Raw genomic sequence first — 11,783 nt, forward strand, 5'->3', positions numbered from 1 at the left:
TAACTCATAACTCCTAACTCATAACTCCTCACTTTTAACTTTTGTCAGCAGACCTTCACAAGCATCGATCAATAAATCAATAACCTGATTAAATCCCTCTTCACCGCCGTAATAGGGATCTGGAACTTCCTTTAGGGTGTGTCGAGAGCAAAACTCGCACATCAAACGCACTTTATGCTGATATTCCTGAGTGCGATCGAGAGTGAGGATATTCTCATAATTTTCTCGATCCATCGCTAAAATCAAATCAAAGTCTTGAAAGTCTGACTTTTGAAACTGGCGTGCCCGACCACGCAGTTTAATCCCCAACTTTGTAGCAGCCGCAGCACTCATACGTCTGTCAGGTGGGCTACCACTGTGATAACTAGATGTCCCAGCAGAGTCACAGAGGATGCTTTCGCTCAAGCCAGCCTGCTCAATTAAATGATTCATGATATTTTCTGCCGATGGCGATCGGCAGATGTTACCTAAGCAGACAAACAGCAACTTGTAAGGCATAGATATTATTTGTCCTTTGTCAATAGTCATTTGTCCTTTGTCTTTTGTCCAATGACTAATGACCCTTCGGGTTCACCAGTTGCTCATAGGGGAAACCCCCTTGGCGCTAGCCTCTCCCTTTGGGAGAAGACCGCACTGGCTCACCAATGACTAATGACCAATGACTAATGACTAAAATCCAGGTAACTCCAACCCACTGGTTAATTCTTCCATACGTTCTCGCATGGTTGCTGTGGACTTGTTGTAGGCTTCTTTCATTGCCACTGCTACAAGATCGGAAAGTACTTCTGCACCTTCTGCTAAAGCTTCTGGAGAAATTTCCACCCGCTTGGGTTCTTGGTTCCCACTGACAATCACCTTTACCAGTCCACCGCCCGATTCTCCTTGAATCTCCATTTGCTCCAATTCTTCTTGGAGTCGCTTTGCACCTTCTTGAACTTGCTGCGCTTTCTTAAAAGCTTCAGCCAATTCTTTCATTTTTCCTAAGCCGAAGCCAAATCCCTGTCCTTTTCCTGTCATAATTATTTGTACGCTTATGCGTTGAATAACAAATCAAATTCAATTATAGATGCGGTAAGTAATTTGACTCTTTTTTTACCAATAATTAATGCTTCATAATAATTGGGAATTGGGAGTAGGGAATTGGGAGTAGGGCATTGGTTATTAATTCTTCTTCCCCATTCCCCATTCCCCATTCCCCACTCCCTATCCACAAGCACCTTGAAACTCTCCGAGCATTTTGACTTCTGGCTCTAAATTAATAGACCAACGTTCTTGTACTTGGTGTTGTATGTGGCGAATAAGACAGAAGATATCACTAGCTTTTGCTCCACCACGGTTAACGATGAAATTAGCATGAAGTAGTGCTACTTGCGCTCCACCAATTTGGTAGCCTTTCAAACCAGTTTGTTCAATTAACCAGCCAGCACTGTAAGGTTTGGGATTGCGGAACACACTACCACAACTGGGGAAGTTATATGGTTGGGTGCTTAACCGATGCTTTTTGTGTTGTTTGGTGATTGCTACAACTGCTGCTGGGTCGGCACCTGGAGCAAGTTGTAAGGTGGCTTGGGTAACGATGCGATCGCCACCTTGCAATAATGAAGTCCGGTAGCTATAACCTAATTGATCGGGGGTAAGAGTTTCTAGCGTCCCATCAGGTGAAAGTACTTGGGCACTAACTAACATATCTGCAATACAGCTATTATGTGCCCCTGCATTCATCACTACAGCACCCCCTGCTGTTCCAGGAATGCCAACAGCCCACTCCAAACCTTCCCATCCTAATTCCGCTGCTGCCCATGCCAAACTAGGAATTGATTCTCCAGCAGCAACGGTTAATTGACCTGTCTTCGGGTCGAAGTGACTGAAGCGGAGATGACGAGTCGCAATGACTAAGCCTGATATACCACCATCGCTCACCAGCAAGTTAGAACCTGCTCCCAGCGTTGTCACCTTTAAATCACGTTCCTTTGCGTATTTAAGACTTGCTTGCAGTGCTTCTACATTTCGGGGGGAAACGTACAATTGTGCTTCTCCCCCAACTCTATAGGAAGTAAACGCTGACAAAGAAGCCTGAGACTTGATTGCACAATCAGTATTGGGTAAGTAGATTACTTCACTCTCCACCGAATTAGGTGTTTGCTGTTTCTTTGTATTCAAAGAAGAAACTGTGCAGACGTTTCCAGCGGCCTGGGAAATGGTCATTTTTACTTTTTTTTGGTAAAATTTTTACATTTATTTACCGCAAAGATACGGTAATGGAGTTAACTTATGAAACCGTTACTAGAGGGTCGCTTTGCTCGGAAATAAAACTTTGCAAAGTCTCCACTTTAGGATGTGGCTTTAGCAGGCTCACAAAGGGTTGTAATTACTTCAGGAATCACCTGGTTCAAGTTTCCAGCTCCCAAAAACAACGCCAAGTCTCCTGGGCGTAATGTTTGTAGCAAGTACTCACACACTGCGGGTAAAGTTGGTTGATAAACTACCTGCGAATGCTGTTTAGCAATCTCTGCGGCTAGACTTTCACCACTAATTTGCCCTAAATTTGGTTCACCTGCACTGTAAATATCAGTCAGCACAACCAAGTCAGCATGTGCAAAAGACTCGGCAAATTCTTCTAAAAAGGTGAGTGTACGGCTATAGCGGTGAGGTTGGAAGATGGCAACCACTCTTTGCCCTGGTCTTGCCTGTAAACGGGCTGCGGCGAGAGTAACACGAATCTCGCTCGGATGATGGGCATAGTCATCGATGAAGGTAATGCCATTGACTTCACCTCGGAACTCAAAGCGTCGTCTTGCTCCTTCAAAGGTGGCGATACCTTTGGCAATTGCTCCAAATTCTAAACCCAAGGCGCGACCAACAGCCACGGCGGCTAGGGCATTGCTGAGATTATGCCGACTGAGCAGCCGCAATGTCAATACTCCCAAAGCTTTGCCTTTTTCCCAAACCAAAGCCGTAGTGCCATCAGCCCGATAATCAATATTGGTGACGGTGTAATCAGCGTTGGTATCTGAGTGTAAGCTGTAGGTAATTGTGGGTTGTAAGCGATCGCGCACTGTCGCACAGTCAACGCTACCTATCAATGTTTTACAACTCTTAGCAAATGTCTGGAAGATGTCAATGACTTCTTCTAATGTATCGTAGTGGTCAGGATGATCGAGTTCAATATTGGTAATGATGCCAATTTCAGGAGCGTGTTTTACCAGGGAACCATCTGATTCATCTGCCTCGGCTACCAAATATTGGCTTTGTCCCAGTCGAGCATTACCAGACCATGCATTAACTTCGCCACCGACTAAAATTGTTGGGTCTAGGCCTGCTTCCAAAAGCATATAGCCAATCATGCTACTGGTTGTGGTTTTGCCGTGTGTTCCTGCCACTGCAATGCTGTAGTACTCGGCAATTAGAGCTGCTAGTACATCTGAACGATGTAAAATTGGACAACCTAATTCCAGCGCTGCTTTGTATTCTAAATTATTAGTGTTAATTGCTGTTGAACAAATGACTTGAGGCAATTTCGAGTTAGTATCAGGAGTTAATTGTTCTTGTGAATTTAATACTACTGCATTAGCCAATACTTGAGGCCGAAAGAATTCAAGATTGCTCGCCTCTTGTTTACCAAAAATATGAGCGCCGATAGATTCCAACTTGTGCGTAATATGGTTTGGACGAAGATCCGAACCTGATACTGGAAATTGGCGCTTTGTGAGAACGTATGCCAGAGCAGACATACCTATGCCACCGATACCAATGAAATGAAATGGTCTACCACTAAAATCTACAGAATTAGTCATTTATTGCTCCTCTTACACCACACCACACCATAATCACAAATGACACGCGTATCATAACAGGAATTTGATTTTTACCGTAACTACTCCTGTATCATGTTCATGTTTGATGTCCAAATGATGTTTCTGCTCTGGTTTTCTTTGTTCAGAATGATTTTACCTTGGTTGGAGGTTTTTGCTATTTTTGAACTGTTCTTAAGATTATTCTGAAAGTTTTGGCCGCATCGGGAAAGAAATTCTTGTAATGTCAAATACATAAATTTGGCTGCCTTACTGTAATTGGCTACATAATACATTGTTTAGTGAAACTGATTTGAAATTGCATCAAGTCTAGGCGTGAATTGAGTAAAATAGTACATTGGTAATGAAACTATTTTCCAATTGCATAAAACCCAGGCATAACTGGATGCAGCAACTAGCAATTTTTGGTGGCACATTTGATCCAATTCATTGGGGACACCTGCTTGTAGCCGAGACAGCTTTGCATCAAGTATGCCTTGAAAAGGTAATTTGGGTGCCATCCCTAAATCCTCCTCACAAAGAAGCAGCTTTGTTTGAGCATCGTGTGCAAATGCTGCAATTAGCCATAAAAGACAACCCAGCGTTTACTGTCTCACTAGTGGAGACAAATTGCTCTGGGACTTCTTATGCCATTAACACCCTGATTGACTTATCTGCTTGTTACCCAAATACTCACTGGTACTGGATTGTAGGCTTGGATACTTTCCAAACCTTACCCCGTTGGCATCGTGGACACGAACTAGCACAAATGTGTGATTGGTTAATCGCACCCCGACTGCTAGGTGGTGAGACTATAACTCAAAGCAAATTAATCTGCAAGCAAGTGGAGCAACAACTCAGAGAGCAGTCTAGTACCATTCACTGGCAACTCTTGGATATACCAATAGTCGGAGTTTCGTCAAGTCTAATTCGCAAATTTCGCCGCGATCGCCAGTCAATTCGTTATTTAGTACCGGAATCGGTCAGATCATATATCACTAACAACAATCTCTACTCTCACAAATCTGAATAAATTATGTGTTTTTTTATTGATCTAACACTTTATGGTTAAAAGTGCCCCCCCCCTTTGCGATATGATTGGGGTCAACGATATCAACATATAAGCATAAATACAGAGGGCAAGGTACTGTGATTAGAGTTGCAATCAACGGTTTCGGGCGGATTGGACGTAACTTTGCGCGTTGTTGGGTGGGTAGAGAGAATAGTCAAATCGATCTTGTCGCGATTAATGACACATCAGACCCCAGAACTAATGCTCACCTGCTCAAGTATGACTCAATGCTAGGGAAGATCAAAGGTGCTGAGATTAGTGCCGACGATAACTCTATCATCGTTAACGGCAAGACCATTAAGTGCGTATCCGATCGCAACCCTGAAAACTTGCCCTGGAGAGATTGGGGAATTGACCTAATTATCGAAGCAACCGGGGTGTTTACTAGCAAAGAAGGGGCGCTCAAGCATGTGAATGCTGGAGCCAAGAAAGTCCTGATTACCGCTCCTGGTAAAAACGAGGATGGCACTTTTGTGGTTGGTGTGAATCATCACGATTATGACCACAACGTACACAACATTATCAGTAACGCTAGCTGTACTACCAACTGCTTGGCACCAATCGCCAAGGTGTTGAACGATAAGTTCGGCATTATTAAAGGTACGATGACCACCACCCACAGCTATACAGGCGATCAGCGCTTGCTAGACGCTTCTCACCGGGATTTGCGACGGGCGAGGGCCGCAGCGATAAACATTGTACCCACCTCCACTGGTGCAGCGAAAGCAGTGGCGCTAGTTATCCCAGACCTGAAAGGCAAGCTAAATGGCGTTGCCTTACGCGTACCAACCCCGAACGTCTCAATGGTAGATTTCGTAGTGCAGGTTGAGAAGCGTACTATTACTGAAGAAGTTAACCAAGCTCTCAAAGATGCTGCCGAAGGACCACTTAAAGGTATTTTGGCTTACAGCGATCTAGAACTTGTATCGTCTGATTATCAAGGTCATGACGCTTCTTCGATTGTTGATGCTAGCTTGACTTTGGTCTTGGGTAATGACTTAGTAAAAGTTATGGCATGGTATGACAACGAGTGGGGTTACAGCCAACGAGTTTTGGATTTGGCAGAATTAGTAGCCGAGAAGTGGGTTTAATTAAAAAGTTAGGAGTGAGAAGTTAGAAATAAGGAGTCAAGAGTTAACAGTGAGGAATTAAAACTCATAACTCATAACTTCTAACTCATAACTCTTAACTATTGAAGTGTTGAAATCCCTGGCTAAGATTCAGAACTTGGTCAGGGAATTTTTTTTGCTCGTCGTGCAATATTACTGTCGATCCGGCTGTAATCTTGCCCACGATCGCAGCACCTTCACCAAGATGTTGCACTAAGGCTGATGCTAACTCTTGTGGTAAACACAGCACTAATTCAAAGTCTTCGCCACCGTATAGAGCATATTGTAGCGCTTGCTCTGGTGGCAACCAATGGTTAAAAGTTTTTGGTACGGGAATTTGTCTGTGTTTTAAAACAGCGCCAACGCCACTAGCACGGCAAATTTGGATTATCGCATCTGCCAAACCATCGCTGCTATCCATACCAGCAATCGGAAGTCGGGAGTTAGGAGTTAGGAGTCGGGAGTTAGGAGTTAAGATTTTACAGAGGATTGGTAAGACATCTAATCGTGGTTGTGGGCGTTGGTGTACGCCAATTAGAGCCGTGCGTTCTGCATCTTTGAGGTTTTGTCCTAATTCGGGATGTAAGAGTAGTTCTAAGCCAGCGTGGGAGGCTCCATGAACGCCTGTAACGACGATCGCATCCCCCACCACAGCAGCTGAACGGCGGATAATTTGACTAGGGTTAACTTGACCAAAAGCGGTAATTGACAGAGTAGTAACAGGCGATCGCACCACATCACCCCCAACAATTGGGGTATTGTATTTTTGCAGGCATTCTGTCATTCCCTGGTACAAGCGTTCTACCCAACTCACCCTAAGTTCACCGGGTAGTCCCAACCCGACAGTGATTCCTAATGGAGAAGCACCCATTGCAGCTAAATCTGATAAATTGGCAGCAGCAGCTCGCCAACCAGCATCTTCTGGGGAAGTGGTGAGGTTGCTAAAATGAACGCCATCAACCAGCACATCTGTAGTCACTACTAAAGATTGCCCTGGTGTAGTTCCAAGTACTGCTGCATCATCGCCGATCATTTCTGGAGGACAGAAGCGCTGTAATCTTTCTAAAAGACCTTGTTCGCCAATGTCTTTGATTTTAGTCATTAGTCATTAGTCATTTGTTATTGGTTAATTCTCCGCATCTCCCTCATCTGCCTAATTCCCACTCCCCCAAGTTACGATAAATGTATCGTTTAGGGGGATGTTGGAATGGTCTCTACACCAGTAACAAAGCTCACATTTGAAGAGTACTTAAATTATGATGATGGCAGTGGTTTTCACTATGAGCTAGTAGATGGCAGGCTGGAATTAATGAATCCCCCTACAATTCAACATTTCTTGATTGTCGCTTTTTTAGATACCGCACTCATAGCGGAAATTCAGCGCTTGAGTTTACCTTGGTTAACTTTTCGCGAAACTGGGACGAGGACGGGGAAAAATAAGTCTCGGTTAACTGACTTGTCTGTGGTGACACAGGAGCAAGCAAGAGAATTGCTCAATGCATCAGCAGTCTTTGAGTCACCACCATTACTAATTGTAGAGGTAGTCAGTCCAGATTCTATTAAGCGGGACTATCGTTATAAGCGGTCTGAATATGCAGCGGTTGAAGTCCCAGAATATTGGATTGTAGACCCACTAAAAGAAAATATTTCTGTGTTGTGGTTGGAAGAAGGATTTTACGAAGAGACGGTGTTTACTGGCGACCAGCAAATTGGATCGCGGACTTTTCCAGAATTAAGGATCGCAGTTGAGCAGATATTCACCGCCGGAAATCTGAATCAGGGGAGTTAGAAGTTAAGAGTTAGGAGTTAGTAGTAATTAATTATTCTCCCTCTGCTCCTCTGCTTCCCCTGCTCCCCTGCCCTATGTTATGCAGCTTGCGGCTCAACCAGATTTTCTATCCCTTGAACTACTTTTGCTGATTCGATTTTGTCACCGGCTTTCAGTTTATCCAAAACTTCTTTACCTTCGGTGAGATAGCCAAAAACGGCATAGCGACCATCTAATAAGTTGCGTCCGGCGGGGGTGAGTTCTGGTTCAAACAAAAAGAAGAAGAATTGTGATGAACCACCATTGACTTCACTTTCAGGACGAGCCATCACGACTGCACCAAAGGCAGAAAAAGGTAGAACTGGCATATCCACGTAACGACCAGCTTCTTCTAAAGTAATCCCATAAGTAGGTGCTTTATCCCCTTGGACTAAGACTTCTAAGGGAATAGCGCGATATTTGCCTGTTTTGGGGTCAATGAAACCCACGTCTTTACCTTCGGGATCTCCAGTTTGGAGAAAGTAAGATTCTTCAGAACGGGTAAATTCTAAGCCATTATAAAAACCCCTCTGTACCAAATCTACAAAATTACCAGCAGTCACAGGAGCGCTGTAACCGTCTACGACAAGGGTCAAATCGCCTTTGTTGGTTTTAAATTCTACAGTGGCACGACCTTTAAGTTGTGGCAGGTTGCTGTACTCAGTAGGTACTTCAAAGGGGAATTGTTTCACCATTGACTCTTCTAGCTGAGTAACGAGATTTAGTAATTTGCTTCTCTCTTGCAGAATTTGTTCTTTATCTTTGCTGTTCGCCAATTCTTGCAATTTACCCACCCCAGATTTCAACTCGGTAATCCAAGCTTCGGCTTGGGGTTGGCGTTCTGCGGGAACGCTTGTTAAGATTTGGGAAGGTTTATCGAGAATGCGGGATGCTTGGCTAATGTCTTTGGAAATAGCACCCCAACGCCGATTCGCCCGCAGTTGGGCAGAGATGTCCTCTAAACTGCCTTGTAGTTGCCGCACAGGTTTGTTATCTATCGGGAGTGCATACCGCAACAAAGCCTTTCCGTCGGTAATTGCATTGCCGGCTGGCAGTGCGGCGCTACTGGAGGGAGTCCACCCAGCTGTAGTTATGCCTAAAAATATTGTTATCAGCAGTATTGCCATTAGGCTGTTCTTCAGCCAGGATTTTAATAAGTTAAGCATGGGATAACTCAAATGCAGCAGTGAATTGTTGACTGGACGTAACCCATCAATAATCTTCCCACGTTAGGTGATGAGTGGAGCAGAGGTCTAGGGCAGAGGATAAATAACTAATGACAAATGACAACTAACTAATGACAAATGCCCAATGACGACCCTAGAAGGGTACAATAAATGCCGATTGTCTTCCAAAATTTGAAAGTTTCATGATCTCCAGTAACGACTTTCGACCCGGTGTTTCAATTGTATTGGATGGGTCTGTATGGCGAGTGCTTGAATTCCTACACGTCAAGCCAGGCAAAGGTTCCGCCTTTGTAAGAACTAAGCTAAAAAATGTCCAGAGTGGGAGCGTGATGGAAAAAACGTTCCGCGCCGGGGAAACAGTGCCGCAAGCCACTCTAGAAAAAAGCACGATGCAGCATACCTATAAAGAAGGCGATGAGTTCGTCTTTATGGATATGGAAACCTACGAAGAAGGCAGATTGACCAAAGCACAAATTGGCGATCGCGTCAAATACCTGAAGGAAGGTATGGAAGCCGAAGTTATTAAGTGGGGCGAACAGGTGCTAGGAGTAGAATTGCCTAAGTCTGTGGTTCTAGAAATTGTCCAAACAGATCCAGGTTTAAAAGGTGACACCGCCACAGGTGGCTCAAAACCAGCAACTCTAGAAACTGGTGCAGTTGTGATGGTTCCTTTGTTTATTTCCCAAGGAGAACGCATCAAAGTTGATACCCAGGAAGATAAATATATCAGCAGGGAATAACTTTCATCTCTACGGAGATGCAAGTCCCGATTTAAATCCCTACATAGGGATTAATCCCCTGCCACACTTAAAATGCTAATTTACGGATAGGTCGAGGTAATAAAAACTGTGCCATTGGACTTTAATGAAATCCGCCAACTTCTGGCAACTATCGCACAAACAGATATTGCAGAAGTCACGCTCAAAAGCGATGATTTTGAGCTTACAGTCCGTAAGGCTGTGAGTATTAGCAATCAGATGTTGTCGGTAGGTCAAGGGACTTTAGGCGGTGTGGTAGGTTCAGGCTTGATATCAGGTTCATCTGGGGGAAACCAGGTGAGCGGAAGTCAGGTAACCGAGGTGTCCACATCTCGTGTGTTTGAGAATACTGGTACTAGCACACAATTGCAGTTGTCAGTAAGTCCTCCCTCAACCATTGACCAAAGATTAGTAGAAGTGCCTTCCCCAATGGTAGGAACGTTTTATCGCGCTCCTGCACCTGGGGAAGCGGCATTTGTGGAAGTGGGCGATCGCGTCCGCAAGGGTCAAACAGTCTGTATCATTGAAGCTATGAAGCTGATGAATGAAATCGAAGCCGAAGTTTCTGGACAGGTGATGGAAATTCTTCTCCAGAATGGCGACCCTGTAGAATATGGTCAACCTTTGATGCGAATTAACCCTGATTAAGTATTAATGTATATATGATGTGAATCATTGTTAGAATTTTCTTTCCTTGCGGGTTAACCCTGATGAAACAAACGTTGCCTTTACCACCAGAAGTGGTGCAACAAGTAGCTGAATACTTCAGCCTGTTAAGTGAGCCAATGCGCCTACGGCTGCTACACTTATTGCGGGATGAAGAAAAATGCGTGCAAGAGTTGGTAGAGGCAACACAGACTTCTCAGGCAAATGTGTCAAAACACCTGAAGGTAATGTGGCAAGCAGGTATCCTTAGCCGCCGCAGTGAAGGAACTTGCGCCTATTACCGGGTGGAAGATCAAATGATTTTTGAGTTGTGTAATCGGGTTTGCGATCGCCTCGCCACAAGGTTGGAGCAGCAAGCCCGTAATTTTCGTGTATTAAATAGCAAACGGTAAGTTTAAGAGAGTTATGAGTTATGAGTTATGAGTTATGAGTTATGAGTTAAAACTCCTCACTCCTAACTTTTAACTCCTAACTAATTTAAAGCGGATAATCTTTCTGAAACTGTTCACGAGTTAGCGGTTGTTGTATCTCTACACCCTCACCGCCTAAAACATCCAACGGTTTGCCGTTCACGTCAATGTACACCTTGGCTTTGGGATTTAAAGTTGTTGCAGTGTAAACAACTTGTCCCACACGGCCCATCATTGAGGTGCTACCGCCTCCGCTGGTAAAATCTTCAGATAAATTAACGTGAACTTCATTATTTTCCGCCTTTAGCCCCAATAGCTTGGTTCCTTTAGGGATGGTTGTTGAATCTGTCCCTTCTGTTGGGCCTGCTAACAAACTTTGGAAAGCTGCTTCTAAAGCTTGGTTGGGTAATACAGAAGCTACTTTAACAGGCTGGGGAACCAAAGTAACATTTTTATCTTTTGGTCTTAGCCAATAAACGTTAGGGGTTTGCTCATTACCCGGCTGCCTAGTTGATGGCTGTACTGGTTGAGCTATTTGCTGAGATGGGTTTGATGGTGTAGGAGAATTGTTGGATTGTGTGGTAAACCAAGCTACACCACCACCCACCGCTACAACCACTGCTGATACAGCTGCAATTACGCCTGAAGAAATACGATTAGATCCTTGTTGGTCTTTCATGTTCAAAACCTTCCTAACTGAGGGCTGATATGGTAGTTATGTGAGGAGCAGCCTGGTTAAAGACGATACTTATAAGTAGAGAGTTTCCCACAATCTATAGGAGACTTGATGCCTTTTTATTATGCAAGTCCCTCACTCAATTCTAGAATTTTTATTTCTAATCCGTCACCTACCAAATTATGTAAATTTTTGGGAGTGAGGAGTGAAAAGTTAGGAGTTAGAAGTTGGGGACAAGGGGACAAGGAAGACAAGGGGAAATTATTGAACAAGTCTCTCCCTTGTCTCCCCCCTCTTCCTTGTCTCT

At 44.1% G+C, this 11,783-nt stretch carries 13 protein-coding genes; 6 read left to right on the forward strand and 7 right to left on the reverse strand.

The genetic code is table 11. The features are described 5' to 3' along the window. Positions 1 to 18: 18 nt before the first annotated feature. The 4 genes from FD723_RS20615 to murC form a co-directional block, all read right to left on the reverse strand. A complete protein-coding gene (locus tag FD723_RS20615) occupies positions 19 to 498 on the reverse strand; it encodes a low molecular weight protein-tyrosine-phosphatase (RefSeq protein ID WP_179069215.1) in 480 nt (159 codons plus the stop codon). Positions 499 to 669: 171 nt separating this feature from the next. Then, positions 670 to 1,017 (reverse strand): YbaB/EbfC family nucleoid-associated protein, encoded by a 348-nt coding sequence (locus FD723_RS20620; protein ID WP_179067011.1) that lies wholly within the window; start codon positions 1,015 to 1,017, stop codon positions 670 to 672. Between the two features lie 186 nt (positions 1,018 to 1,203). Then, on the reverse strand, positions 1,204 to 2,205 hold the full coding sequence (gene murB, locus FD723_RS20625; protein ID WP_179067012.1) for a UDP-N-acetylmuramate dehydrogenase: 1,002 nt from the start codon (positions 2,203 to 2,205) through the stop codon (positions 1,204 to 1,206). A 125-nt stretch (positions 2,206 to 2,330) separates the two neighbouring features. Beyond that, positions 2,331 to 3,794, reverse strand: a complete 1,464-nt coding sequence (gene murC / locus FD723_RS20630; RefSeq protein ID WP_179067013.1) for a UDP-N-acetylmuramate--L-alanine ligase — start codon at positions 3,792 to 3,794, stop codon at positions 2,331 to 2,333. 403 nt (positions 3,795 to 4,197) lie between these two features. On the opposite strand from murC, the gene nadD reads away from it, so the two are divergent. Next, complete coding sequence (gene nadD, locus FD723_RS20635; RefSeq protein ID WP_179067014.1) at positions 4,198 to 4,824, forward strand: nicotinate (nicotinamide) nucleotide adenylyltransferase; 627 nt, start codon at positions 4,198 to 4,200, stop codon at positions 4,822 to 4,824. A gap of 116 nt (positions 4,825 to 4,940) precedes the next feature. Beyond that, on the forward strand, positions 4,941 to 5,954 hold the full coding sequence (locus FD723_RS20640; protein WP_179067015.1) for a type I glyceraldehyde-3-phosphate dehydrogenase: 1,014 nt from the start codon (positions 4,941 to 4,943) through the stop codon (positions 5,952 to 5,954). 94 nt (positions 5,955 to 6,048) lie between these two features. Here FD723_RS20640 and thiL read toward each other — a convergent pair whose 3' ends face one another. Next, the gene (thiL, locus tag FD723_RS20645; protein WP_179067016.1) at positions 6,049 to 7,074 is read right to left on the reverse strand and encodes a thiamine-phosphate kinase; all 1,026 of its coding nucleotides are present in this window, start codon (positions 7,072 to 7,074) and stop codon (positions 6,049 to 6,051) included. Between the two features lie 105 nt (positions 7,075 to 7,179). Here thiL and FD723_RS20650 point away from each other — a divergent pair, with 105 nt between their 5' ends. Beyond that, a complete protein-coding gene (locus FD723_RS20650; RefSeq protein WP_179067017.1) occupies positions 7,180 to 7,761 on the forward strand; it encodes a Uma2 family endonuclease in 582 nt (193 codons plus the stop codon). A 77-nt stretch (positions 7,762 to 7,838) separates the two neighbouring features. Here FD723_RS20650 and FD723_RS20655 read toward each other — a convergent pair whose 3' ends face one another. Then, entirely contained in the window at positions 7,839 to 8,945 is a 1,107-nt protein-coding gene (locus tag FD723_RS20655) for a peptidylprolyl isomerase (RefSeq protein WP_179067018.1), read from the reverse strand. Positions 8,946 to 9,148: 203 nt separating this feature from the next. Here FD723_RS20655 and efp point away from each other — a divergent pair, with 203 nt between their 5' ends. The 3 genes from efp to FD723_RS20670 all read left to right on the forward strand — a co-directional run bounded on the left by efp (position 9,149) and on the right by FD723_RS20670 (position 10,782). Next, complete coding sequence (gene efp / locus FD723_RS20660; protein WP_179067019.1) at positions 9,149 to 9,706, forward strand: elongation factor P; 558 nt, start codon at positions 9,149 to 9,151, stop codon at positions 9,704 to 9,706. A 108-nt stretch (positions 9,707 to 9,814) separates the two neighbouring features. Next, positions 9,815 to 10,372 carry an acetyl-CoA carboxylase biotin carboxyl carrier protein gene (gene accB, locus FD723_RS20665; protein ID WP_179067020.1) on the forward strand — a complete coding sequence of 186 codons (558 nt, stop codon included), beginning with the start codon at positions 9,815 to 9,817 and terminating at the stop codon, positions 10,370 to 10,372. Positions 10,373 to 10,434: 62 nt separating this feature from the next. Beyond that, complete coding sequence (locus FD723_RS20670) at positions 10,435 to 10,782, forward strand: helix-turn-helix transcriptional regulator (RefSeq protein ID WP_094349905.1); 348 nt, start codon at positions 10,435 to 10,437, stop codon at positions 10,780 to 10,782. An 85-nt stretch (positions 10,783 to 10,867) separates the two neighbouring features. On the opposite strand, the gene FD723_RS20675 is transcribed toward FD723_RS20670, so the two are convergent. Then, positions 10,868 to 11,479: a GerMN domain-containing protein gene (locus FD723_RS20675; protein WP_179067021.1), complete on the reverse strand. Its 612-nt coding sequence runs from the start codon at positions 11,477 to 11,479 to the stop codon at positions 10,868 to 10,870. Positions 11,480 to 11,783 lie beyond the last annotated feature (304 nt).

Origin of the sequence: Nostoc sp. C052 (genome assembly GCF_013393905.1) — a bacterium.
Lineage (GTDB): Bacteria > Cyanobacteriota > Cyanobacteriia > Cyanobacteriales > Nostocaceae > Nostoc.

Bases quoted from the DNA above. Each gene is read 5' to 3' on its own strand.
- FD723_RS20615 (WP_179069215.1), bottom strand. From the start codon at position 498: ATGCCTTACAAGTTGCTGTTTGTCTGCTTAGGTAACATCTGCCGATCG.
- FD723_RS20620 (WP_179067011.1), bottom strand. From the start codon at position 1,017: ATGACAGGAAAAGGACAGGGATTTGGCTTCGGCTTAGGAAAAATGAAA.
- murB (WP_179067012.1), bottom strand. From the start codon at position 2,205: ATGACCATTTCCCAGGCCGCTGGAAACGTCTGCACAGTTTCTTCTTTG.
- murC (WP_179067013.1), bottom strand. From the start codon at position 3,794: ATGACTAATTCTGTAGATTTTAGTGGTAGACCATTTCATTTCATTGGT.
- nadD (WP_179067014.1), top strand. From the start codon at position 4,198: ATGCAGCAACTAGCAATTTTTGGTGGCACATTTGATCCAATTCATTGG.
- thiL (WP_179067016.1), bottom strand. From the start codon at position 7,074: ATGACTAAAATCAAAGACATTGGCGAACAAGGTCTTTTAGAAAGATTA.
- FD723_RS20650 (WP_179067017.1), top strand. From the start codon at position 7,180: ATGGTCTCTACACCAGTAACAAAGCTCACATTTGAAGAGTACTTAAAT.
- FD723_RS20655 (WP_179067018.1), bottom strand. From the start codon at position 8,945: ATGCTTAACTTATTAAAATCCTGGCTGAAGAACAGCCTAATGGCAATA.
- efp (WP_179067019.1), top strand. From the start codon at position 9,149: ATGATCTCCAGTAACGACTTTCGACCCGGTGTTTCAATTGTATTGGAT.
- FD723_RS20670 (WP_094349905.1), top strand. From the start codon at position 10,435: ATGAAACAAACGTTGCCTTTACCACCAGAAGTGGTGCAACAAGTAGCT.
- FD723_RS20675 (WP_179067021.1), bottom strand. From the start codon at position 11,479: ATGAAAGACCAACAAGGATCTAATCGTATTTCTTCAGGCGTAATTGCA.